Annotated in this window: 20 protein-coding genes; 5 read left to right on the top strand and 15 right to left on the bottom strand. The window is 63.4% G+C overall.

Annotated features, from left to right (window positions below; translation table 11 throughout):
- Window positions 1–132 precede the first annotated feature (132 nt).
- The 3 genes from gshA to J8I87_RS03655 all read right to left on the bottom strand — a co-directional run bounded on the left by gshA (window position 133) and on the right by J8I87_RS03655 (window position 3545).
- The gene (gshA, locus tag J8I87_RS03665) at window positions 133–1422 is read right to left on the bottom strand and encodes a glutamate--cysteine ligase (RefSeq protein ID WP_209930089.1); all 1290 of its coding nucleotides are present in this window, start codon (window positions 1420–1422) and stop codon (window positions 133–135) included.
- A gap of 252 nt (window positions 1423–1674) precedes the next feature.
- Window positions 1675–3180: an ammonium transporter gene (locus J8I87_RS03660; protein ID WP_209930088.1), complete on the bottom strand. Its 1506-nt coding sequence runs from the start codon at window positions 3178–3180 to the stop codon at window positions 1675–1677.
- A gap of 26 nt (window positions 3181–3206) precedes the next feature.
- Window positions 3207–3545 carry a P-II family nitrogen regulator gene (locus tag J8I87_RS03655; RefSeq protein WP_006048089.1) on the bottom strand — a complete coding sequence of 113 codons (339 nt, stop codon included), beginning with the start codon at window positions 3543–3545 and terminating at the stop codon, window positions 3207–3209.
- Between the two features lie 413 nt (window positions 3546–3958).
- Between J8I87_RS03655 and J8I87_RS03650 the strand changes: the two genes are divergently transcribed.
- Both J8I87_RS03650 and J8I87_RS03645 read left to right on the top strand, forming a co-directional pair.
- Window positions 3959–4213 (top strand): accessory factor UbiK family protein, encoded by a 255-nt coding sequence (locus tag J8I87_RS03650; RefSeq protein WP_209930087.1) that lies wholly within the window; start codon window positions 3959–3961, stop codon window positions 4211–4213.
- Between the two features lie 100 nt (window positions 4214–4313).
- The gene (locus J8I87_RS03645) at window positions 4314–5885 is read left to right on the top strand and encodes a YifB family Mg chelatase-like AAA ATPase (protein WP_209930086.1); all 1572 of its coding nucleotides are present in this window, start codon (window positions 4314–4316) and stop codon (window positions 5883–5885) included.
- A 333-nt stretch (window positions 5886–6218) separates the two neighbouring features.
- Here J8I87_RS03645 and J8I87_RS03640 read toward each other — a convergent pair whose 3' ends face one another.
- Window positions 6219–6815, bottom strand: a complete 597-nt coding sequence (locus J8I87_RS03640; protein ID WP_245253673.1) for a hypothetical protein — start codon at window positions 6813–6815, stop codon at window positions 6219–6221.
- 491 nt (window positions 6816–7306) lie between these two features.
- Here J8I87_RS03640 and J8I87_RS03635 point away from each other — a divergent pair, with 491 nt between their 5' ends.
- Entirely contained in the window at window positions 7307–7831 is a 525-nt protein-coding gene (locus tag J8I87_RS03635; protein ID WP_209930085.1) for a peroxiredoxin, read from the top strand.
- Window positions 7832–7912: 81 nt separating this feature from the next.
- On the opposite strand, the gene J8I87_RS03630 is transcribed toward J8I87_RS03635, so the two are convergent.
- From J8I87_RS03630 to ugpQ, 8 genes are all read right to left on the bottom strand, one after another.
- Entirely contained in the window at window positions 7913–9268 is a 1356-nt protein-coding gene (locus J8I87_RS03630; RefSeq protein ID WP_209930197.1) for a sigma-54 dependent transcriptional regulator, read from the bottom strand.
- Window positions 9269–9332: 64 nt separating this feature from the next.
- Window positions 9333–11393: an ATP-binding protein gene (locus J8I87_RS03625; RefSeq protein WP_209930084.1), complete on the bottom strand. Its 2061-nt coding sequence runs from the start codon at window positions 11391–11393 to the stop codon at window positions 9333–9335.
- A 3-nt stretch (window positions 11394–11396) separates the two neighbouring features.
- Window positions 11397–12677, bottom strand: coding sequence for a dicarboxylate/amino acid:cation symporter (locus J8I87_RS03620; protein WP_209930083.1), 1281 nt, complete (start codon window positions 12675–12677; stop codon window positions 11397–11399).
- A gap of 406 nt (window positions 12678–13083) precedes the next feature.
- Window positions 13084–14157, bottom strand: coding sequence for an ABC transporter ATP-binding protein (locus tag J8I87_RS03615; RefSeq protein ID WP_209930082.1), 1074 nt, complete (start codon window positions 14155–14157; stop codon window positions 13084–13086).
- 28 nt (window positions 14158–14185) lie between these two features.
- Window positions 14186–14977 (bottom strand): ABC transporter permease, encoded by a 792-nt coding sequence (locus tag J8I87_RS03610; RefSeq protein WP_209930081.1) that lies wholly within the window; start codon window positions 14975–14977, stop codon window positions 14186–14188.
- Window positions 14974–15915, bottom strand: a complete 942-nt coding sequence (locus tag J8I87_RS03605) for an ABC transporter permease subunit (RefSeq protein ID WP_209930080.1) — start codon at window positions 15913–15915, stop codon at window positions 14974–14976. The genes J8I87_RS03610 and J8I87_RS03605 overlap by 4 nt, the downstream gene beginning before the upstream one ends.
- A gap of 102 nt (window positions 15916–16017) precedes the next feature.
- A complete protein-coding gene (locus J8I87_RS03600; RefSeq protein ID WP_209930079.1) occupies window positions 16018–17124 on the bottom strand; it encodes an ABC transporter substrate-binding protein in 1107 nt (368 codons plus the stop codon).
- A 90-nt stretch (window positions 17125–17214) separates the two neighbouring features.
- Window positions 17215–17979 carry a glycerophosphodiester phosphodiesterase gene (gene ugpQ / locus J8I87_RS03595; RefSeq protein WP_209930078.1) on the bottom strand — a complete coding sequence of 255 codons (765 nt, stop codon included), beginning with the start codon at window positions 17977–17979 and terminating at the stop codon, window positions 17215–17217.
- 422 nt (window positions 17980–18401) lie between these two features.
- On the opposite strand from ugpQ, the gene J8I87_RS03590 reads away from it, so the two are divergent.
- Window positions 18402–19175, top strand: coding sequence for a DeoR/GlpR family DNA-binding transcription regulator (locus J8I87_RS03590; RefSeq protein WP_209930077.1), 774 nt, complete (start codon window positions 18402–18404; stop codon window positions 19173–19175).
- Window positions 19176–19317: 142 nt separating this feature from the next.
- Here the strand turns inward: J8I87_RS03590 and lipA are convergent, their stop codons facing one another.
- From lipA to J8I87_RS03575, 3 genes are all read right to left on the bottom strand, one after another.
- Window positions 19318–20340, bottom strand: coding sequence for a lipoyl synthase (lipA, locus tag J8I87_RS03585; RefSeq protein WP_209930076.1), 1023 nt, complete (start codon window positions 20338–20340; stop codon window positions 19318–19320).
- A 13-nt stretch (window positions 20341–20353) separates the two neighbouring features.
- Window positions 20354–21121, bottom strand: coding sequence for a lipoyl(octanoyl) transferase LipB (gene lipB / locus J8I87_RS03580; protein WP_209930075.1), 768 nt, complete (start codon window positions 21119–21121; stop codon window positions 20354–20356).
- Between the two features lie 72 nt (window positions 21122–21193).
- Window positions 21194–21520 (bottom strand): DUF2917 domain-containing protein, encoded by a 327-nt coding sequence (locus tag J8I87_RS03575; RefSeq protein ID WP_209930074.1) that lies wholly within the window; start codon window positions 21518–21520, stop codon window positions 21194–21196.
- 98 nt (window positions 21521–21618) lie between these two features.
- Here J8I87_RS03575 and J8I87_RS03570 point away from each other — a divergent pair, with 98 nt between their 5' ends.
- Window positions 21619–22638 (top strand): transcriptional regulator GcvA, encoded by a 1020-nt coding sequence (locus J8I87_RS03570; protein WP_209930073.1) that lies wholly within the window; start codon window positions 21619–21621, stop codon window positions 22636–22638.
- Window positions 22639–22659: the final 21 nt, after the last annotated feature.

The raw sequence follows: 22659 nt of genomic DNA, 5'->3' as shown, positions 1-22659 counted from the left end.
CAGCCGCGCTCGACGCGGCGGGAGCGTCAGCCTACCGCGAGCGGGCAGATCTTGCAGATGGCCTGCTCATGATGAGCCGGTCACGCGTTGCTGACGCACCGCACGGCGGACAACCCGCCAGCGCGTCCGTCCTCAGACCTGGATCGCCTCCGGATCGGTCTTTTCGAGTTCCACCGATGCCGCCAGCAGCCCGAGCCGTCCCACCACGCCATACATGTAGAAGCGGTTGGGCGGCGCAGCGCCCGGCTTGGCGTGCGCATCCGGCAGCGCCGTATGCTCGAAGCCGAGCGGAACGAAATGCATACCGGGCGCATTCAGATTCTGGTCGCGATCACGGCTGCCATGCACGCGATAGAAACCGCCGACCACATACCGGTCGATCATGTACACGACGGGCTCGGCCACCTCCTCGCCGATGCGCTCGAACGTGTAGACGCCTTCCTGCACGAGCATGTCGTGCACTTCGAGTCCTTCCTTCGTGGTCGCCATCTTCGTGCGCTCCCGCTTGGTGAGCGCGGCGACTTCAGACGCGTCGTGCACCGTCATCACACCCATGCCATAGGTGCCCGCGTCCGACTTGATGACGACGTACGGCCGTTCCGAAATGCCGTACTCGCGGTACTTCTTCGCGATCTTCTTGAGCACGCCGTCGATCGCATCGGCCAGCGCCTCTTCGCCCATGCGCGCCTCGAAGTCGACGCCCTCGACGTGCGCGAAATATGGATTGATCATCCACGGGTCGATCTCGACCATCTTCGCGAACTTCTTCGCGACATCGTCGTAGCACGAGAAGTGCGTCGACTTGCGGCGCACGGCCCAGCCCGCATGCAGCGGCGGCAGCACGTATTGCTCGTGCAGATTTTCGAGGATGGGCGGAATGCCGCCCGACAGATCGTTGTTCAGCAGGATCGAGCACGGGTCGAAGTTCTTCAGCCCGAGCCGGCGCGCAGAGCGCTCCAGCGGCTCCAGCACGATCTTCTGGCCGTCCGACAGCGAGATGGTGACGGGCCCGACGATGCTTTCGTCAAGTGTGCCGAAGCGGACGTTCAGCCCCGCCTGGCGCATGATCGTCGCGAGCCGCGCGACATTTTCCAGATAGAACGCGTTGCGCGTGTGACGCTCGGGAATCACGAGCAAGTTCTTCGCGTCCGGACAGATCTTTTCGATCGACGCCATTGCCGCCTGCACGGCGAGCGGCAGCGTTTCCTGCGGCAGATTGTTGAACGCGCCGGGAAAGAGATTGGTATCGACGGGGGCGAGCTTGAAACCGGCGTTACGCAGATCGACCGAACAATAGAACGGCGGCGTGTGCTCCTGCCATTCGAGGCGGAACCAGCGTTCGATCGCGGGCGTGGCGTCGAGGATCTTCCGCTCGAGGTCGAGCAGCGGGCCGTTTAACGCCGTAACTAAATGCGGAACCATGATCACTCGCAGACTGGAGAAAAAAGATTGTAGAGCAATTGCCCTGCCCATTTGGGGACGGTTTCTCCATTCGCAAGTTATGGGTGGATGCATTCTCCCTATAGGAACGATAGCCGGAAAATCTGCTGTTTGTGAGATGAGATTGCGGCATGCGGCGTCGAGGCGCCGCAGCATGAAAAAAGCCCGCCGTGAAGGCGGGCCAAAGTCGCTGTGCTTATACCTTTCGAGAACCCGTCGCCGGGAAATGTTGCTTTATTCGACGTGCTCGCCGTGCAGGATCACGTCGAGACCTTCGCGCTCTTCTTCTTCCGTCACGCGCAGGCCGATCGTCACGTCGATGATCTTCAGCAGGATGAAGCTGATCACGCCGCTGTAGATGAGCGTCGTCAGGACGCCCTTCAGCTGGATGATCACACTGCCGTCCGCGCCGCCGATGTCCTTGACGGCGAACACACCCGTCAGGATCGCGCCGACGATACCGCCGATGCAGTGCACGCCGAACGGGTCGAGCGAATCGTCGTAGCCCATCTTGTGCTTGAGCCACGTGGCCGACCAGAAGCACACCACGCCCGCGATCAGGCCGATGGCGAGCGCGCCGCCCACGCCGACGAAGCCCGAAGCCGGCGTGATCGCCACGAGACCCGCCACTGCGCCCGATGCGATGCCGAGCACCGACGGCTTGCCCTTCGCGATCCATTCGGCAAACATCCAGCCCAGTGCGGCGATGCCCGTTGCAACCTGCGTCGTCATCATCGCGAAACCGGCACGGCCGTCAGCCGCCACTGCCGAACCCGCGTTGAAGCCGAACCAGCCAACCCACAGCATCGACGCACCGATCATCGTCAGCACGAGGTTGTGCGGCGCCATCGAGTCCTTGCCGTAGCCCGTGCGCTTGCCGAGCACCAGACAGCAGACGAGGCCCGCGATACCCGCGTTGATGTGCACCACCGTGCCGCCCGCGAAGTCGAGGATGCCCGCGCTAGCCAGCCAGCCCGTCGGTTCCCAGACCATGTGCGCGATCGGCGAATAGACGATGATCGACCACAGCGTCATGAAGATCAGCATCGCGGAAAACTTCATGCGGTCCGCGAACGCGCCGGTAATCAGCGCCGGCGTGATGATCGCGAACGTCATCTGGTAGATGAAGTAGACCGATTCCGGGATGGTCGGCGCAAGGTGGCTGACGGTGAGCGTCGTGGCCTTGTCGCCCTTGATATAGGCCATGCCGTGCATCACCACGCGCGAGAAGCCGCCGATGAACGAGCCGCCTGGCGTGAATGCGAGGCTGTAGCCGATCACCGTCCAGATCACCGTCACGATGCAGGTGATCGCGAAGCTCTGCATGACGGTGGCAAGCACGTTCTTCTTGCGGACCATGCCGGCGTAGAAGAGCGCGAGACCAGGGATCGTCATGAACAGCACGAGGGCCGTCGAGGTCAGCATCCAGGCGGTGTCGCCGGAATTAATCTTCGACGAATCGACCGAGAACGGCGCCGTCGGTGCCGCGGGCGCCGCTTCCGAAGCGGGCGCCGCGGCCGATGCGTCAGCGGGAGCGCTGGCCGCCGGTGCCGCCGAAGCGTCTGCGGCAGGCGCGCTCGCAGCGGGCGCCGCCGCTGCATCCGACGAAGCCGGCGCGCTCGCCGTGGTGGCCGCAGCGGAAGCCGCTGCGGGTGCCGACGCGTCGTCCGCGAGGGCAGCGCCGATGCCGACCGTCAGCAGCGAGCCGGCCATCAGCAGGGACATCATTAATTTACGCATCTTCAGTTTCCTCTTGTCGCTGTTTTTTACAGTGCGTCCGCGCCGGTCTCGCCGGTACGAATACGAATCACCTGTTCGATCGGCGTGACGAAGATCTTTCCGTCGCCGATCTTGCCCGTACGCGCCGCCCGCTCGAGGGCTTCGATCGCCTGGTCGACGATGTCGTCCGACACGGCCGCCTCGATCTTCACCTTCGGCAGAAAGTCGACGACGTATTCGGCTCCCCGATACAACTCCGTATGACCCTTCTGACGCCCAAACCCTTTGACCTCCGTCACCGTGATCCCGGAGACGCCGATCGCCGACAGGGCTTCGCGCGCCTCATCGAGCTTGAACGGCTTGATGATTGCGGTAATGAGTTTCATGAAATCCTCGCTGTAGTGACTCAACCCGTTTGCGTGACTTGCATTTGCCTTGCGCCCTGCTTTCGATCATTCCCCGGAACGGCAAGCAAGAGCGCATCTCCAGACGGCGTCCCGCCGGTGCGCGCGGCAGTAACAGCAACGTCCATGCCATGTTTGTGGCAGACTCCCGCCGGCGCTTGTGGCACAAGGGTTTGCGCGTTTACTTGTCCGAACGGCCAGTTCAGGTCGGGGGCGGTGGCGCACCCGGAGGATCGTTGCTAGAGTGTTTGCAGGCTTGGATCTCAGGCGCGCGCACCAATGGCGCACACGTTGCGGCGGCTTGGCGGCAGGTTTGCACCAGAAACGATCATTCAGTGTTACGAGGCACGCGCGTAACGACACATGCACATTTTTTGTGCAATAAGGGGAATGAAATGAAGCAACCGAACGACATCTTCAACGACTTTCAGGCTCGCGTTTCCGAGCTGTTCAAAAATTCGCCGGCCAAAGATGTCGAACGCAACGTGCGCGCGATGCTGTCGCAGGGGTTCTCGAAGCTCGATCTGGTCACGCGCGAAGAGTTCGATACGCAGACACAGGTGCTCGTGCGCACCCGCGCGCGTCTTGAAGAACTCGAGCGCCGCGTCGCTGAGCTCGAGCAGAAGCTGCCTGTGACGCAATCGTCCTGAACACGCTCATTTGAACTGCACATCACTGGCAAGCGGCCCGTGACGTCATCAGCGCTTTAAGGTGAACGCGCCCGCTGGGCGCGTCCGGACGGGAGAAAACATGTCGCTTGCCGTGGTGCGCAGTCGCGCGCCGGCCGCTGGCCGCGCGCCCGAAGATACCGTCGAGGTTCATCTCGCGAACGGACTTCCCTCTTTTTCCATCGTCGGTCTGCCCGATCTCGAGGTGCGCGAAAGCCGCGAGCGTGTGCGGGCGGCACTGCTCAACTGCGGGCTCGACTTTCCCGTGCGCCGGATCACGGTCAATCTCGCGCCCGCCGACCTTCCGAAGGAATCCGGGCGTTTCGATCTGCCCATCGCGCTCGGCATCCTGGCCGCGAGCGGACAGATTCCCGTCGAATCGCTGGCGCAACGCGAATTCGCAGGCGAACTGTCGCTGACGGGCGCGCTGCGTCCGATGCGCGGCGCCTTTGCGATGGCGTGCGGCACGGCGCGCGGTCATCTGTCCTCCGAAGCTTCGTCCGACGCTCCACTGCCTGCCGGCGCCGACGGACGCACGCCCGAGCTCTACCTGCCGCGTGCCAGCGCAAAAGAAGCGGCGCTCGTGCCCGGCGTCGCCGTCTACGGCGCAGCCGATCTGCCGTCGCTTTGCGCTCACCTCGCGGGTGACGCGGACGCGCGGCTGTATCCCGTTGCCGCTGTGGCGCTATCCAGCGAAGCCGCCGCGCCGCCCGACATGGCGGACGTCATCGGCCAGCGCGGCGCGCGGCGCGCGCTCGAAGTCGCGGCAGCCGGCGGACATCACGTGCTGATGATCGGACCGCCCGGCGCGGGCAAGTCGATGCTCGCCGCGCGACTGCCCGCACTCTTGCCGCCGATGACCGACGACGAAGCGCTGACGTCCGCGGCGCTGCTCTCAGCGAGCGCCGCGGGGTTCGCGCCCGCGCAGTGGCGCCAGCGGCCGTTCCGCGCGCCGCATCATTCGTCGAGCGCGGCGGCGCTCGTTGGCGGCCGCAATCCGCCGCAGCCCGGCGAGATCACGCTCGCGCATCTGGGCGTACTGTTTCTCGACGAATTGCCCGAATTCGACCGGCATGTGCTCGAAACGCTGCGCGAACCGCTTGAGAACGGCCGCATCACGATTTCGCGCGCCGCGCTTCAGGCCGACTTCCCAGCGGCATGCCAGCTAATCGCCGCGATGAATCCCTGTCCATGCGGCTGGCGCGGCGACCCCGGTGGCCGCTGCCGATGCACGCCGGAAGTCGCCGCCCGCTACATGCGCAAGCTCTCCGGACCGCTGTTGGACCGCATCGACATCCAGATCGAAATTCCTGCGCTGTCACCGGCGGAACTGTCGGCCCGCTCGGTGACGCGCGGTGAGGAGAGCGCGGCGATTGCGCAACGGGTCGAAGCAGCGCGGGCGCGTCAGCTGCAGCGGCAGGGCAGGACAAACCGCGAACTCAGCGGCCGCGAAGTGGATGAGGTTTGCCGCCCCGACGCCGATGGCGAGCGGCTGTTGCGCGAAGCAGGCGAGCGCTTCGGCTGGTCAGCGCGCGCTTACTATCGCGTGCTGAAGGTTGCGAGAACCATCGCTGATCTGGCCGGTACCGAAGTTCCGGATGCAGGGCAGGTCTCCGAGGCTGTTCAGTATCGACGGGCGTTCTGTAATCAGTAAAAACTACAGAAGACAAAAAATGCGTGTCAAGACTTGACTTATGCACATTTCCGGCCCACCGATAAGTTTTGATACAACTGAAAGCCTATTGTGAGGCGACTCGCCGACGTCATTGATTTTATTGGCTTTTTCAGAATGCCAAGATTCAGGGCAAATCGACAAATCGCCCGTGGCATGGGGATCTGCGGCCCACCGCACGAAGTTACCAACAAAGTTATCCACAGATCCTGTGGGTAACCAAAAAACTCCCATGTAAACCGACGATTAGCGGACTTTTCTGCGAAGGAACTTTCACTTCCCTGAGCGCTCTGAGGCACACTCGTTCGGCCCAAATCAGTAAAGTTTGAACGATCCGAAGAATTGTTCGATTTGTTCGGGAGGCGGTTCCTTGCTGGCGATCACGGCCGCCTGGTAGACATGGCGTCCTTTTGCGACCAGCCGCGCGTGCATGGTCCGCGCTTCGTGCTGCGGGCCTGCCTTGCCGTTGAAGGTCATTTCGAGCCCCTGCACCTCGCCGCCCGCCGCGAGCGGAATCGAAGTCGTATGGGCATCAGGCGCCGAGCCGAGGTTGCGTGCGAGGCCCGAGCGCAGGTAATCGAGGGCGCTGCGCTGCACTTGCGGATCGTCGCTTGGCAGCATCACGGTGCCGACCGCGAACACCGCGTCGCCCGCCTCGGCGATTTGCATCGCCATTTTCATCGGCGTGCCGCCGATGTCGATCTGCCGTTCGTCGGAGGTCGGCTTCGCGGGCAGGTCGACCGTATAGCCGTTGTCGTTGTTCATGATCGTGCGCCAGTCGTAGGTCGGCGAACAGGCGGCCAGCAGCCAGCCGGCCGACAGCGCGGCGATGGCCGTCGCCGTCAGCGGGCGGAGCGAGGCGAGCGAAGAAGCGAAACGGTGAGCGAACTGACGCAAACGTGATAGGAGCATGGCGCGGCGAACGTGATGACGTGGCGTAAAGGACCATTATCCGCCGCCGACCAGAGTTAGCGCTTTAGCGCTTACTGTGGTCCCATGCCACGTCGGCTGGAGTTGGCGCTTTGGCGCCTACTCCAGCCACTTGGCGAGTCGAACAGAGTTGGCGCTTTGGCGTCTACTCTGGTCCCACGCCATGTCAGCCGGAGTGTGCACTCCAGCGCCTGCTCCAGCCCCTTGCCCAGTCGCCCAAGGCTAGCGCTTGGGCGCTTCTTCTGGCCCCATGCCAAATCGACCAAGGCTAGCCCCTCGCGCGTTAGCCCGGCCTCCACACAAAACGGTCGACAATCGCACTTGAGCGCTCACGTTATCCTCCGCTTAACCGCACGCCCAACCGCGTCGCGGGATTGCCGGTACAATATGAAACCATATGCGGGCGCTCATCCCTTCGCTGTTCCACCACCATCTGGGCGCCTTGAAGCCGCGCGTTTCCCGAGGTCCCGTCCATGAGCCAAACCGCCGTTTCCCGTCGTTCGAGCCCGATTCGCTATATCGCCGCGGCCGTCGTCGCCGGCGTGATCGCGGTCGCTGGTTACTTCGCGTTCGGCAGCCAGCAGCACGTGCCTGACGCGACGTTCACCCTGTTGTCGGGCCAGAAAGTGTCGACGGCCGACCTGAAAGGCAAGGTCTACCTCGTCAACTTCTGGGCAACGAGCTGCGACACCTGCATGAAGGAAATGCCCCAGATGATCCAGACGTACAACCGCTTCAAGGACAAGGGCCTCGAGTTCGTCGCCGTCGCGATGAGCTACGACGCGCCGATGTACGTCACCAACTACGCCGAAACGCGCCGCCTGCCGTTCAAGGTCGCGATGGACGACGGTTCCGCCGCGAAACAGTTCGGCAATGTCCAGTTGACGCCGACCACGTTCGTGATCGACCGCAACGGCAAGGTCCTGAAGCGCTACGTCGGCGAGCCGCAGTTCGCGGAACTCGACCAGCTGCTCGAAAAGGCGCTCGGTACGACCTGATCCGAGCGCCTCACTTCCGACGGCGGGCGTCGCGCTGAATCTTCCCAGCGCACCCGCCGTCAGCGGCATTTCAAACCCGCATCACCTTTCATTTTCCCCACGCGCAGCCAGGCCGTAACGCTTGATCTTCTCGTAAAGCGTCGCCTTGCCGACCTGCAGCCGGTCCGCCGCCATCGCCACGGCGCCGCCCGTCTGCTCCAGCGCCTCGGCGATCACCGCACGCTCGAACTGCTCGACGCGCTCCTTCAAAGGCTGCGTGACCGACGTAAGCGTATCGTCGGCCGCCGTCGCCGCCGTATCGTCGCCGACACCCAGCACGAACCGGTCCGCCGCGTTGCGCAACTCGCGCACATTGCCGGGCCATTCGCGCTGCATCAGGTTGGTACGCTGCCGGTCGGTGAGGATCGGCGCGGGACGCTGATAACGGACGGCCGCATCGAGCAGGAAATGCTCGAACAGCGGCACGATATCCTCGCGCCGCTCGGACAGCGGCGGCAGCGCGATCGTCACCACATTCAGCCGATACAGCAGATCGCGCCGGAACGTGCCCGCCGCGACGTGCTCGGTCATGTCGCCCTTGGCCGCCGCGACGATCCGGCAATCGACACGTATCGGCTGATTCGACCCGAGCCGCTCCAGCACGCCGTCTTGCAGCACGCGCAGCAGCTTGACCTGCAGTGCGAGCGGCATGCTTTCGATCTCGTCGAGAAAGAGCGTGCCGCCCGACGCATGCTCGAGCTTGCCGATGCGCCGCTTCGCCGCGCCCGTGAATGCTCCAGGCTCATAGCCGAACATCTCGGATTCGAACATCGGCTCCGGCAGCGCGCCGCAGTTCACCGCGAGAAACGGCTTGTCCCGGCGGGGCGACAGCTCGTGCAGACTGCGCGCGATCAGTTCCTTGCCCGCGCCCGTATCGCCGTTGATCAGCACCGATGCATCCGTCGGCGCAACGTTCGCGATCAGCTTGCGCACCTGCTCGATGGCGAGACTGCGGCCGATGATGCGTGGCGCAAGCGTCCCCTGCTCCGCAAGCTCGCGGCGCAGCGCGAGGTTTTCGAGCACCAGCGTGCGGCGCTCCAGTGCGCGTCGCACGGTTTCGATCAGCCGCTCCGAAGCGAACGGCTTTTCGATGAAGTCGTACGCGCCGTCGCGCATCGCCTGCACGGCCATCGAAATATCGCCGTGCCCCGTGACGAGAATCACGGGCACATCGGGTGCGCGCTCGCGGCATTGCGCGAGCAGATCGAGACCGCTTGCGCCGGGCAGGCGGATGTCACTGACGATCACGCCCGAAAACTCCGCGTTGATCAGCTTCGCCGCCGATTCCACGGACGCATGCCCGACCACTTCGAATCCCGCGAGTTGCAGGCTTTGCACGCTCGCGCGCCGCACGAGTTCGTCGTCTTCGATATAGAGGACCTGCAAGCCCTTGTTCATCATGTCCTGTACCGCCTTGAATACGCGTTGAAACGCGCGATGCGACGATCGATCACGCGACGATTCACGACCCCGTCGTAACGGAGTCCGCAATATCCGTCGACTGCGAGCGCGCGCGACGCAATGTCAGCACGAACTCGGCGCCGCCTTGCGCATTGTTGCGCGCTACGAGCGAGCCGCCGCAATCGCGCGCAATCGACGAGCAGATAGCCAGACCGAGCCCGAGGCCCTGGCCCATTTCCTTCGTCGTGAAAAACGGTTCGAAAAGCCGCGGCAACACGTCGTCGGGAATGCCGGGACCATTGTCGCTCACCGTGATCGTGAGCGACGCCTGCGTCGTTTCCACGCCGATCGCGATGCGCGGCCCGGGCGTGGCCGCCACCGCATCGAGTGCGTTGCCGAGCAGATTGATCAGCACCTGTTCGAGCCGCAAGTCGTCGCAATGCGCGACCAGCTTCGGATCGTCGGTTTCGAGATTGAAGCGCGCGGGCGCAGCGCCTTCGTCGATAAACGTTACGTCGACCGTCACGCCCTGCAAGCGCTTCTGCAGCAGCGCCAGCACATTGCGCAATGCGCGCGCCACGCCCGCGCGCGCATTGCGAGGCCGCGCGCGTCCGACGAACAGCTTCAGCTGGTTCGTGATCTTGCCCATGCGCTCTGTGAGCGCGGCGATCGCTTCGAGGTTTTCTTTCGCCGACGCATGGTCGCCGCGTTCGAGAAACACGCGCGTGTTATCGGAGAATCCGCGCAATGCGGCGAGCGGCTGATTCAGTTCATGCGTGATGCCCGCCGCCATCTGTCCGAGCGCGGCGAGCTTGCTCGCCTGAATCAGCTCGTCGTGCGCGGCGCGCAACTCCTGCTCCGCGCGGGTGCGCTCGCTGACTTCCTTCTTCAACTGCTCGTTCGCCTGCGACAGATCGGCCGTGCGCTCGGCGACACGCTGGTTCAGTTCCGCGTACGCCTTCTGCAGCAACGCGCGGCTGCGCATCACTTCGCGTACGCGCGCGCGGCGCATGCGCCAGTAGAACAGCAGCAGGCACAGCGACACATAGCCGAAGCCCGTCACGATCGTCGCGTAGCGCGCGTCCGCATTGACGGGATCGATGGGCGCCATCGTGATGAGCCGCCAGTCGGGCTCGCCGAGCACGCGCTGCGACGCCAGAAAGCGCGGCGCGTAACCCCCGCTCTGCCCACCGCCGATCCGCACGATCTGCGCGCCGCCTTCGAGCGTGCGCATCACCGTCATCGGCAGCGGCAACATCGGCTGACGCGCGTACTGACGGGTTTCGTAGATCGACGCGATCACATCGCTCGAAAGCGGCCTGACGGTGTGGTACTTCCACGCGGTCACTGACGACAGGAAGATCACGCCATGATCGTCCGTGACGATCAGCGGCTCGGATGCGTCCGCGCCCTGAAACCATTCGAGATTCAGCTTGACGACGGCCACGCCGACGATCTTGCCGTCACGGCGCACTGGCTGCGAGATGTAGTAGCCCGGATCGAGCGAGGTCGTGCCGATGCCGAAGAAGCGCCCGACATTGCCCTTCACCGCTTCGACGAAGTACGGCCGGAACAGATATTCCTGGCCAATGAAGCTGTCGGGCTGACTCCAGTTGCTCGCCGCCACGCAGCGGCCCGCCGCCGTGATGATGTACGCGACATTCGCGCGGGCGCGGCGATTGAGGTCTTCGAGATATTGATTGGCACGCGCGACCTTGCTCGCGTCCGGGTCCACCAGCACATCCTGCACGAGCGGATGTTCGCCGAGCAGATACGGCAGCGATTCGTAGCGTTCGAGCGTGCTCTTGAGGGTGTTCGTCGTACGGTCCGCGCGCACTGCAGCGTTGCGCCGCAGCGTATCGATGCCGTGCTGCCAGGTGATGGTCCACGTGAGTCCGCAGGCCGCCACGAGCCCGGCGACCAGCGCGAACAGGATCAACAGGCGGCGCGTCACGTTGGCGGGAGTCGTTCGATGGAGATCGCCTATTGTGGCATATCGTGCCCCATCGTCGAGCGCGTCGAATTCGTCGAGCGCTTCGGCTCCCATGCGCGCGTCCGTCGAGCCGGACGGCGCCTGCGTTGCAAGCGGCGCCGCGCCATGTTGCCGCGGCGCCGCTTTCATGGCTCAGACCTCAACCGTTTCGTTGACCGACACATCGCGGCGCATCGCGGTGCGCAGCTTCGAGCGGTCCAGTTCTTTTTCCCATGCCGAGACGACGACCGTCGCGACGCCGTTGCCGATGATGTTCGTCAGCGCGCGGCATTCGCTCATGAAGCGGTCGATGCCGAGAATCAGCACCATGCCCGACAGCGGGATCGTCGGCACGACGGCGAGCGTCGCGGCGAGCGTGATGAAGCCTGCGCCCGTCACGCCGCTCGCGCCCTTCGACGTCAGCATCGTCACCGCGAGCAGCGTCAGCTGCTGGCCCCACGTGAGGTCGGTGTTGGTTGCCTGCGCGATGAAGAGCACGGCCATCGTCATGTAGATGTTGGTGCCGTCCAGGTTGAACGAGTAGCCCGTCGGCACGACGAGACCCACCACCGAGCGCGAGCAGCCGAGCTTTTCGAGCTTCAGCATCAGTTGCGGCAGCGCGGCTTCCGACGAGCTCGTGCCGAGCACGATCAGCAGTTCTTCCTTGATGTAGGCGACGAAGCGCAGGATGTTGAAGCCCACTGCGCGCGCGATGAGGCCAAGCACGACCACCACGAACACGGCCGACGTCAGATAGAACGTGCCGATCAGCTTGAGCATCGGGACCAGCGAGCCGATGCCGTACTTGCCGATCGTGAACGCCATCGCGCCGAATGCGCCGATGGGCGCCAGCTTCGTGATGATCCGCACGATGCCGAACAGGATGTGCGAGAGGCTTTCGATGAAACTCACCACCGGCTTGCCCTTTTCGCCCGCCGTTGCCAGCACCGCGCCGAACAGCAGCGAGATCAGCAGGATCTGCAGGATTTCACCCTGCGCGAACGCCGACGACAGCGTGTCCGGAATGATGTGCATGAAGAAATCGACGGTGGTCTGGCCGTGCGCCTTCGCCGCATACGACGCGACTGCCTTGCCGTCGAGGGTGGCGGGATCGATGTTGAAGCCGGCGCCCGGCTTCAGCAGGTGCGTGGCCGCGAGGCCGAGCACGAGCGCGAACGTCGAGACGACTTCGAAGTACAGCAGCGCCTTGCCGCCGACGCGCCCGACCTTCTTCATGTCCTCCATGCCGGCGATGCCCGTCACGACGGTACAGAAAATGATGGGGCCGATCACCATTTTGATCAGCTTGATGAAGCCGTCGCCGAGCGGTTTCATGTCGGTGGCGAGCGTCGGATAGAAGTGCCCCAGCAGAATGCCGATGATGATCGCGACGATCACCTGCACATAGAGGACTTTATAAAAGGGTTTCTTCACGATGGTGTTCCTGCAATGGAGTAAAACCGGGGTGGACCGAAGGCCGGCCACGCGTCGCATCGACGAACGGGAAATCGCGCGTCATGCGCGGTGACGAAGCCGCGGAACGACGAAATGACGACGAAATCAGAGGGACCAGAACAGGAATTCGGGCATCGTTGTCTCCTTCATTTATAGTGGACGGGCCGTCGCGGCCGCGCCATTATTTCGCAAGGTCGATGCCAGCGCACAGCTTGAGCGCAGCGCGTTGATTTATAAGGTCGTTTCGATACGGGGACGATGCCGGGAGTCCGGGTTTCTGGAAAATTCGGAAGCCGGGCGTCCGGATTCCCGAACGCCTTTCTTCGCTTATCCCAGGGCTAACCCAAGGCCAACCCAAGGCCAACCTAAGGCTGCTAACCCAGGGCTAACCCTGAGTCCCTTCTTCGAGCACCAGCAGGTTCTCGTGCGAGAAACCGAGCGCCACCGGCTCACCGCGCTCCGGCAACCGGCGGTTCGGATCGTTGAAGATATCGAGCGAGATCACTTCGTTCTTCACGCGCGTTCTGATGCGCACGATCGCGCCGAGGAAGTTCACCTCTTCGACCGTCGCCGTCAGTGTATTGCGGCCCGCAACGGGCGCTTCCAGCACGATCGCCTCGGGACGCAGTGCGAGCATGCGCTTCTTGCCCGCATCGTCGGCGGGGAGCGATTGCGTGGTGCGCAGTTCCTGGCCATCGACGGCCATGCGGCCCGTCGACGGGTCGATCACGTGTCCCGACAGGATGTTCAGCGTGCCGACAAACGACGCGACAAAGCGCGTGCGCGGATAGTTGTAGATGTCGAGGGGCGTGCCGACCTGCTCGACACGCCCTTCGTTCATCACGACGATGCGGTCGGAGATAGACAGCGCTTCTTCCTGATCGTGCGTGACGAAGATCGACGTGATGCCGAGCTCGCGTTGCAGCGCGCGAATGTCCTGGCGCAGCGAGATTCGGATTTTCGCGTCGAGCGCCGACAGCGGCTCGTCGAGCAACAGCACTTGCGGCTTGCTCGCGAGCGCGCGCGCCAGCGCGACGCGCTGCTGCTGTCCACCCGACAATTGCCACGGATACCGCTCGCCGAGTTGCGGCAGCTTGATCAGTTGCAGCATTTCATCGACGCGCTGTTTGACCTCGCCTTGCGGACGATGTGCGACCTTCAGCCCGAAGCCGATGTTCTCCGCGACCGTCATGTTCGGAAACAGCGCATACGACTGGAACACCATGCCGACGTTGCGCTGCCGCGTGCGCAGGCGCGTGACGTCGCGCCCGTCGAGGCGGATCGTGCCACGCGTCGGCGTTTCAAAGCCCGCGATCATGCGCAGCACCGTCGTCTTGCCGCAGCCCGACGGCCCGAGAAACGTAATGAACTCGCCGCGCTCGATCTTCATGTCGAAGTGATGCAGCGCCGTGTTCGCGCCGAATGTCTTGTGCAGGCTGTCGATCTCAAGGAATGCCATGACGGTGCCTCAATTCATCGTCGATAGATCAGGGTTTCCGCGCGGACAACGTGCGCACGGAGCCGAACACCTGGATCAGCCCCATCGACGCCCACGTGACGGCGAACGCGATGATCGCGAGCGCGGATGGCTCATACGCGCGGTTCGCGCCGATCAATTGCAGATACGGACCGAACGCCGGACGATCCAGCAAGCTCGCCAGCGTGAACTCGCCGATCACCACCGCAAAGGTGAGAAACGCGCCGGACAGAATGCCCGAGCGGATATTCGGAAAGATCACCTTGAACAGAATGGTCGGCCAGTTCGCGCCGAGACATTCGGCCGCTTCCGTCAGCGAGCGCACGTCGACCGCGCGCAGGCCCGCGTCGACGGCCCGGTACATGTACGGCAGCGACAGCGTCACGTAGCCGAACACCAGCAGCAGATCCGTCGCCCGCTCGTTCGAGGTGAGCGGCAGGATCGAACTGCTGTTGTAGATGCGCAGATAGCCGAACACGATCACGATCGCGGGGACGACGAGCGGCAGCAGCGTAATGAACTCGACGATGCCGCGCAGCTTCGGCAGACGCAATTGCACCCAATAAGCCGTCGGCACGACGAGCAGCACGCCGACGACGATCGTCAGCAAGGCCATCAGGATCGAGTATCCGAACGATGCCTGAAAATGCGGATCGCCGAGCACGACCTTGTATGCGTCGAAGCTGTACGCGCCCCGCCGCATGCGCAGGCTGAATTCGAAGGACGCGATCAGCGGAATCAGAAAGTACAGGGAACCGACGATCATCGCGGTCCACGCACCCACGCGCGATTGGCTGTTCATCGGCGTCCCCTTTCCGCGCGCGAGCGCAGCCAGATATAGCCGCCGTTCGACAGTCCCGTCACGAGAATCATGCCGAGCGCGAGCGCATAGCCGAGATTCTGATTGTGCAGCACGTCGCCGCGAATCTGTGCGTAGAGCAGGATCGTCACGATGTTCAGCGAGCTACCCGTCAGGGCATACGCGGTCGCGACCGCGCCGAACGAGTTTGCAAAAAGCAGCAGCGTCGCGCCCAGCACGCTCGGCCACAGCACGGGCAATGCGACGTACCGCCAATATTGGTAAGCCGTGCCGCCGAGGCAATCGCACGCTTCACGCCATTCGCGCTTCAGGCCATCGAGCGCGGGCGTGATGATCAGCACCATCAACGGGATCTGGAAATACAGATATGTGATCGTCAGGCCCCAGAAGCTCAGGATGCTGAAGCCCGTCGAATAGAGATTGATGCCCGTGTACTTCTTCAGCAGCACCGTCACGAGGCCGACGCGCCCCAACGTGCAGATGAACGCGAACGCGAGCGGCACGCCCGCAAAGTTCGACGCGACGCCGGAGAACGTCAGCAGCGTCGGACGGATCCAGCCGGGCAGCTTGCCGTGCACGGCCGCCCACGCGAGCAGCGAGCCGAGCACCGCGCCGCCCGCCGCCGATGCCGCGCTCACCTTGAAGCTTATCCAGTAGGCGTCGAGCGTGCCTTCCTGAAACAGGTCGCGCATGTTGGCAAGCGTGAAGTGGCCTTGCGCGTCCTGAAACGCGCCGACCATCAGGAAGCCCGTCGGCAGAATCAGGAACAGCAGTGCGAACAGGAAGAACGGCATCACGCCGATCCACGTCCACAGCGGCGACGTCCGGCCGGGCCCGTCGACCTTCGGCGCGGGTGTCGGCACGGACGGAACCAGCAGATCCGCCTGGCCGCCCGGCCCGGCTTCCGATGAAGCGCTCATAACTCAACCTCGTGCAGACTCACTGCTGCGCCGTCACGCATGCTCATGCAGGCGATGGAACCGCGCATCGCACGCCCTTCGCATCGCCCGATCTCACAGCGCTTACTTGACGTTCGCGCCGACCACCTGGTCCCACTGCTTCGTCACGACTTCCTTCGTCGCGTCCTGTTGCTGAAGCGTCGGGAACACGGCGTTCTTGTATGCCGAGGCGGGCGGCAGCTTGTCGAGCAGCGCCTGCGGCACCTTCTTCTGCGACACCAGTTCGTTGTAGCGGATCGGGTGGCAATAGCCCGTCAGCCAGCCTATCTGGCCTTCGTCCGAGTACAGGTATTCCATCCACAGCTTCGCCGCGTTCGGATGCGGCGCATAGGCGCTGATCGCCTGCACGTAGACGCCCGCGACGACGCCCGTCTTCGGCACGACCACCTGCACCTTCGGGTTGCCCTTCAGCGTGTCGCGATCGGCGAGTGCGTTGTAGTCCCAGCGCACGATGATGGGCGTCGTGCCTTGCGCGAGCGACGCGGCCTTGCCGATCACGGGCACGAAATTGCCGCTCTTGTTCAGATCCGCGAAGTACTTGAGGCCCGCTTGAGCCGCCTTGCCCGCGTCGCCCTTCGCCGCCGAAAGACCCGCCGCGTACACGCCCTGGATTGCCTGGTTCGCCGAGCGCGGATCGCCCGCGAGCGACACGGCGTTCTTGTAGTCGGACTTTTGCAGATCGCTCCAGTCGGTGGGCACCTTGTCGATCATGTCGGCGTTCACTTCAAACGCAAGCACGCCGTAGTAGTCGCCATACCAGTAGCCGTCGGGGTCCTTGTTCTCGTTCGGGATCGACTTCCATGCCGCCACCTTGTACGGCTGCAGCAGACCTTGCGCCTTCGCGGCCGGACCGAACGACAGACCCACGTCGATCACGTCGGGCGCCTGCGGACCCTTGTTGCCCTTGTTCGCCTTGATCGCTTCGATCTCGTCGCCGGAGCCCGCATCGGGATTCAGTTCGTTGATCTTGATGCCGTACTTCTTCTGGAAGTCCGCGATCATCGGACCGTAGCCGCACCAGTCGTGCGGCAGCGCGATCACGGTGAGCTGCCCTTCCTGCTTCGCGGCGGCGACGAGTGCTTCAGGAGGCGCCGCAACGGCGTTGCCCGCGGTGGCCACGCCGGCCAGCGCCGACGCCGAAAGGAAATAACGCAACGTGGTCGGTTTCATAGTTTTCTCATCCTCTGCCGAAATTGCTACGTTAGAAAAGCTGCCTGTCGACGTCCCGCCGACGTCCGCATGCACACACACCACGCGCGATCAGCCGACGACGTCCGCGCCGATCATATCGAGGCGATCGGTACAAATCATGTCAACGCCCCACTTCACGAGCTCGCGTGCGCGCGCCGGATCGTTCACGGTGTAGGCGAGCACGCGCAGACCGGCGTCATGCATCATGCGAACATTCCGTTGCGTCAGACGACGATGATTCGCATGCAGCGACACACACGCGAGTTCTCGCACGATGCGCATCCAGTCGTCGGGCAATGCGTCGAACAGCATGCCGCGCGGCAACGAAGGCGCTACATCGCGCGCGGCCCTCAGTGCATCGAATGAAAACGACGATAGAAGCGGCTTTTGCACACGCCACAGATCCTTTGCAGCGAGCGCGACGAGACGCCCCGTGACCTCTTCGCGGCCCGGGCAAGGCTTGATTTCGATATTGGCCGCGATTGCATCGCGCTCGCAGCGCGCCGCCGCCTGCGCGAGCGTGGGCAGACGCTCGTCCCTGAAGCGCGCGTCGAACCACGCGCCCGCGTCGAGCGACGCGAGTTGCTGCCAGGTATGCAGCGCCGCCGGGCCGCGGCCGTTCGTCGTACGATCGAGATCATCGTCGTGCAGCAGAAAGATCTGATTGTCGGCGGAGAGCTTGGCGTCGAACTCGACCATCCGGTAGCCGAAGCGCACACAGGCGTCGAAGCCCGCGAGCGTGTTTTCCGGCGCGAGCCCGCCGCCGCAGCGATGCGCGACGAGCCGTGGATACGGCCAGTCCGCGGATAATGCCTGATCGATCCCGTTGCCCATCGTGCTTGCCTTCACAAAGATCTGATGGAACTGCGGCCTGCGCGTTACGACGCCGGTCTGCGCCGTTGTATCTTTTTCTGAGGATCGCGAATGGTTGGTCTTCCATCGGCGATAGGACGCGGGCTTTTCATTGAACGGCAATCGGCTTCTTTAAACATTGCGCGGCGCGTATTTCAATTCGTTTTCGAAGGTTCGATGTTCGCGAAGTTTCAAATCGGGCGCGAATGCCTCAGAATGCGAAGGCTAAATTCAAATACCCAAACTTGCAAGCTCCCAAAAAAATACAACGAGAAAGCACACACGTATAGCGCCGCCCTCCACTTTGACATCGGTTCGACATAAAGAATTGATAGTCATCTGTACGGGAATGCACCGACAGCAAGGCGAACGCAGAGCGTCAAATTCGAAGAGGACAATCAGGCATGTGGCAGGAAGACCGTCATCAGAGAATACGCGCGCTGCTGTCGACCCTCAAACGCGTCTCGACCGAACGCATCATGGCGGATCTGGGCGTATCGCGCGAGACGGTGCGGCGCGATCTGCTCGATCTCGAGGCGCTCGGCGAACTGCGCCGCGTGCATGGCGGCGCGATCAAGCCCGCCGACGAAGCGCCCATCGCCGAGCGCGCGCAAACGCACGTGAAGTCGAAGAAGGCGATTGCAAAGGCCGCGACGGGTGTGATCGCAAGCGGGCAAACGCTATTCATCGATGCCGGCACGACGACGGCCGCGCTCGCCGACGAACTCGCGAAGCTCGCCAATCTGACCATCGTCACCAACTCGATCGACGTCGCGATGAAGATGCGCGGCACGCCCGAACAGCGCGAATCGTGGGCGAACGAAGTCATTCTGCTGGGCGGCTCGATCAGCGACCGCGCGCTGTCCACGATGGGCGACACGACCATTCTCGATATCCAGCGTTATCGCGCGGATATCGCGCTGCTTTCGCCTGTCGGTGTCGATGCAAGGCATGGTGCGACCAACTACGATCGCTCGGAAACGGAGGTCGCGCGCGCGATGGTGAGCAATGCGGATAGCGTCGTGATACTCGCGGACCATAGCAAGATCGGGCAGCGCAGCCGCATCGCGTACTGTCCGCCGGAAAAGATCGATCTGCTGATCACCAACCGCAAAGCCGCGGACGTCGCGACATTTGCGCAATTGAAGCGGAAAGTGGGGAAGGTGATTCTGGCGTGAAGTCGCACAACGCGGTGTTGTTGTAGTTTTGTGCGTTTTTGCTTTTGAGGTGAGCGCCACCGTTTTCGCGCGCACGCACAGCACAAAAAAGCCCGCTTTCGCGGGCTTTTTTGCTTCAATCGATGGCTACTGCTGTTGGCAATCAGACCACGCCGGCATCATGCGCCTGCACGTCGGCGTGATAGCTCGAGCGCACCATCGCGCCGACAGCCGCGTGCGTGAAGCCCATCTTGTACGCTTCTTCCTCGTACATCTTGAACGTATCGGGATGCACATAGGCACGCACGGGCAGATGATGCTCCGACGGCTGCAGATACTGGCCGATCGTCAGCATGTCGACATTGTGCTCGCGCAGATCGCGCATCACCTGCAGGATTTCTTCTTCCGTCTCGCCAAGACCGACCATCAGGCCCGACTTCGTCGCAGTTTCCGGATGCAGCGCCTTGAAGTCCTTCAGCAGCTTCAGCGAATGCGCATAGTCGGAACCCGGACGCGCTTCCTTGTACAGACGCGGCACCGTTTCGAGGTTGTGGTTCATCACATCGGGCGGCGCGGCGTTCAGGATGCCGAGCGCGCGATCCAGACGGCCACGGAAGTCCGGCGTGAGGATTTCAATGCGCGTTTCCGGCGACAACTCGCGCGTCTTCTCGATGCACTCGACGAAGTGCGCCGCGCCGCCGTCACGCAGATCGTCGCGATCGACGCTCGTGATCACCACGTACTTCAGCTTGAGCGCGGCGATCGTGCGCGCAAGGTTCGCCGGCTCTTGCGGATCGAGCGGATCGGGACGGCCGTGGCCGACGTCGCAGAACGGGCAGCGGCGCGTGCATTTGTCGCCCATGATCATGAACGTCGCGGTGCCCTTGCCGAAGCATTCGCCGATGTTCGGGCAGCTCGCTTCCTCGCACACGGTATGCAGGTTGTGCTCGCGCAGAATCTGCTTGATCTCGTAGAACCGCGAATTGCCCGTCGCCGCCTTCACGCGGATCCAGTCGGGCTTCTTCAGTTTTTCGATCGGAACGATCTTGATCGGAATGCGCGCAGTCTTGGCTTGTGCCTTCTGCTTCGCGGTGGCGTCATAAGGCGCCGCAACGGCATTGGCCGCGCTGCTTGCTGCGTGGTTGGCAGAGTCGGAAGCTGCGGGATTCGCGGTAACGTCAGTCATTCGTTCGTTCCAGTCAGGCGGTGATGGCACCCACCTGCGGTTGGCCGACGGCCGCGGGACTGCCGTCGATGTTGGCGATGAGGCTTGCTGCAAGGGTTCGGGCTACGTCGTCCCAGCCGGCGGCGACGCCGAGCGTCGCCATGTCGACTGTTTCAAGCCCCGCGTAGCCGCATGGATTGATGGCGAGAAACGGCTGCAGATCCATTTTCACGTTGAGGCTGACACCGTGATAGCTGCAACCGCTGCGGATTTTCAGGCCCAGCGCGGCGATTTTCGCGCCGGTATGCAGCCCTGCATCCGGCTGCCCGGGCGCGACATAGATGCCGGGCGCGCCCGCCTTGCGTTCTCCGGCGAGATTATACGCTGCGAGTGTGTCGATCACGGCCTGCTCGATCCGCGTCACCAGCTCGCGCACCATCAGCTTTCGACGTCGCAAATCCAGCAGCAGATAGGCGACCACCTGACCGGGGCCGTGATAGGTGATCTGCCCACCTCGATCGACCTTGACAAGCGGAATGCCGCTGTCGGCGGCGAGCAGATGCGCGGGATCGCCGGCTTGGCCGAGCGTGAAAACGGGCGGATGCTCGACGAGCCAGATTTCGTCTGAGGTTTCGTGGGTGCGCGAATCCGTGAACGCGCGCATCGCGTCGAAGCTCGCCTGATAGCCCTCCGAGCCGCGCCAGCGAACGATCACGGGCTGTGCGGCAAGGCCGGGCGCGTCAACGTCAGGCTGACGGGTGTCTGAAGAATGGGGGGACGATGAAACCGGCGTGGCACACATGATGTCGGCAGTTTACCGAAATCCTGCGCGCCTCGCCGGCCATGAGGGCAATGTACGGAAACAGTGAGTGAATCAGACGGTGCGCCATCCGGAGCGCAGCCACGCGCCGAATCGTTCGGTGACCCGGGCCACCCAGTTCAGCGCCTTTTGATCGCAGCGCGTCGGCACGAGGAATGCCACGCGCGCCTGCGTGCCGCGTTCGACGGATAGCCACAGCCTTTCGCCGCGCCGCAGACGCAGCGTCTTGCCGGGTTCGAGCCAGTAGTCTTCGACGTCGTCGCTGCGCGTCACCCACACCGCGCCGCCCGAGACGGCGAGCCGGGTGCTGCGCGTAACTTTCATCGGAACGGTTTCGCCGGCTATGATTTCGAACGTGATGCTAGAGGAAATTTCTCGCATGATGGCCTCGCCAAAAATCACTTCATGGCTACAATCGTAGACGGGACAAGGGTTTACGCAAAACGAGCAATTTTCACGGCTATGTGAGAAAAATTGCGATGGATCTTCGACAACTACCCGCACTGAACGCGGTCAGGGCTTTCGAGGCCGCTGCTCGTCACGAGAGCTTTTCGCGCGCCGCCGACGAGCTATTCGTCACGCACGGCGCCGTGAGCCACCAGATTCGCGCACTGGAAGAAGCACTGGGTGTGAAGCTTTTCGCTCGCGACGGCAAGCGCGTGCGGCTCACCGATGTCGGCCGGCGCTACGCATCGCAAGTGCGCACGGCGCTGGTGGCGCTGGCGGAGGCCACGCGCGAAATACGCGCCGGGGACCGCGACCGGCGGCTCATCGTGTCGATGCTGACGTCATTCGCGGCGCGCTGGGTGACGCCGCGCATCGGCAGCTTCATCGAGGCGAATCCGCAGTGGGATCTCGAACTGCTGTCGACCAATGCGCTCACCGACTTCGCCCGCGACGACGTCGACTGCGCGATCCGCTTCGGCTATGGCAACTATCCGGGGCTGCACGCCGAGCTGCTGCTCGAAGAGGTGTTTTTCCCTGCCTGCTCGCCGAGCTTCAACGGCGGCAATTTGCCGACAACGCCCGCCGATCTCGCGAACGTGCCGCTGCTGCGCTCCGACGACGAGCTGTGGCGTCCGTGGTTCGACGCAGCCGGCCTGACCGACTTGCCCGAGCCGAAACGCGGCGTGCTGTATCAGGATTCGTCGAATCTGCTGCAGGCGGCCATCGACGGCCAGGGTGTCGCGCTGACGCGCCGCTCGCTTGCGATGCACGAAATCGCAGCGGGCCGGCTCATACGGCTATTCGATATCGACGGCCCGAGCCCGTGGCAGTACTTCTTCATCTGCGCACCGCAGATGTTGCAGACAGCCCGCGTGAAAGCCTTCCGGGATTGGGTATTCGACGAAGTCGCACGCTTTCGGCAATTGTTCGAAAGCGCGTGCACTGAAAACGCGAAGCGTTCGGCCAGCAGGCAAATACAGGAAAAAAGCGACGCGCGACCTGCGCCGGACGCATTGCACGTCCAGCTTCCAGCGGCGCAGACGGAGCGCTAGCGCGCCGCCGCCTGTCCGCCG

The organism is Paraburkholderia sp. LEh10 (assembly GCF_017814945.1).
In the GTDB taxonomy this organism is placed as follows: domain Bacteria; phylum Pseudomonadota; class Gammaproteobacteria; order Burkholderiales; family Burkholderiaceae; genus Paraburkholderia.
This window is presented reverse-complemented; position numbering and strand designations above follow the sequence as displayed.

Coding starts and splice junctions, on each gene's coding strand:
- ugpQ (WP_209930078.1), bottom strand. CDS start 17,979: ATGGGCAACGGGATCGATCAGGCATTATCCGCGGACTGGCCGTATCCA.
- gshA (WP_209930089.1), bottom strand. CDS start 1,422: ATGGTTCCGCATTTAGTTACGGCGTTAAACGGCCCGCTGCTCGACCTC.
- J8I87_RS03625 (WP_209930084.1), bottom strand. CDS start 11,393: ATGAAAGCGGCGCCGCGGCAACATGGCGCGGCGCCGCTTGCAACGCAG.
- J8I87_RS03660 (WP_209930088.1), bottom strand. CDS start 3,180: ATGCGTAAATTAATGATGTCCCTGCTGATGGCCGGCTCGCTGCTGACG.
- J8I87_RS03600 (WP_209930079.1), bottom strand. CDS start 17,124: ATGAAACCGACCACGTTGCGTTATTTCCTTTCGGCGTCGGCGCTGGCC.
- J8I87_RS03630 (WP_209930197.1), bottom strand. CDS start 9,268: ATGAACAAGGGCTTGCAGGTCCTCTATATCGAAGACGACGAACTCGTG.
- J8I87_RS03605 (WP_209930080.1), bottom strand. CDS start 15,915: ATGAGCGCTTCATCGGAAGCCGGGCCGGGCGGCCAGGCGGATCTGCTG.
- lipA (WP_209930076.1), bottom strand. CDS start 20,340: ATGACTGACGTTACCGCGAATCCCGCAGCTTCCGACTCTGCCAACCAC.
- J8I87_RS03650 (WP_209930087.1), top strand. CDS start 3,959: ATGAAGCAACCGAACGACATCTTCAACGACTTTCAGGCTCGCGTTTCC.
- J8I87_RS03615 (WP_209930082.1), bottom strand. CDS start 14,157: ATGGCATTCCTTGAGATCGACAGCCTGCACAAGACATTCGGCGCGAAC.
- J8I87_RS03570 (WP_209930073.1), top strand. CDS start 21,619: ATGGATCTTCGACAACTACCCGCACTGAACGCGGTCAGGGCTTTCGAG.
- J8I87_RS03610 (WP_209930081.1), bottom strand. CDS start 14,977: ATGAACAGCCAATCGCGCGTGGGTGCGTGGACCGCGATGATCGTCGGT.
- J8I87_RS03655 (WP_006048089.1), bottom strand. CDS start 3,545: ATGAAACTCATTACCGCAATCATCAAGCCGTTCAAGCTCGATGAGGCG.
- J8I87_RS03635 (WP_209930085.1), top strand. CDS start 7,307: ATGAGCCAAACCGCCGTTTCCCGTCGTTCGAGCCCGATTCGCTATATC.
- J8I87_RS03640 (WP_245253673.1), bottom strand. CDS start 6,815: ATGCTCCTATCACGTTTGCGTCAGTTCGCTCACCGTTTCGCTTCTTCG.
- J8I87_RS03590 (WP_209930077.1), top strand. CDS start 18,402: ATGTGGCAGGAAGACCGTCATCAGAGAATACGCGCGCTGCTGTCGACC.
- J8I87_RS03645 (WP_209930086.1), top strand. CDS start 4,314: ATGTCGCTTGCCGTGGTGCGCAGTCGCGCGCCGGCCGCTGGCCGCGCG.
- J8I87_RS03575 (WP_209930074.1), bottom strand. CDS start 21,520: ATGCGAGAAATTTCCTCTAGCATCACGTTCGAAATCATAGCCGGCGAA.
- lipB (WP_209930075.1), bottom strand. CDS start 21,121: ATGTGTGCCACGCCGGTTTCATCGTCCCCCCATTCTTCAGACACCCGT.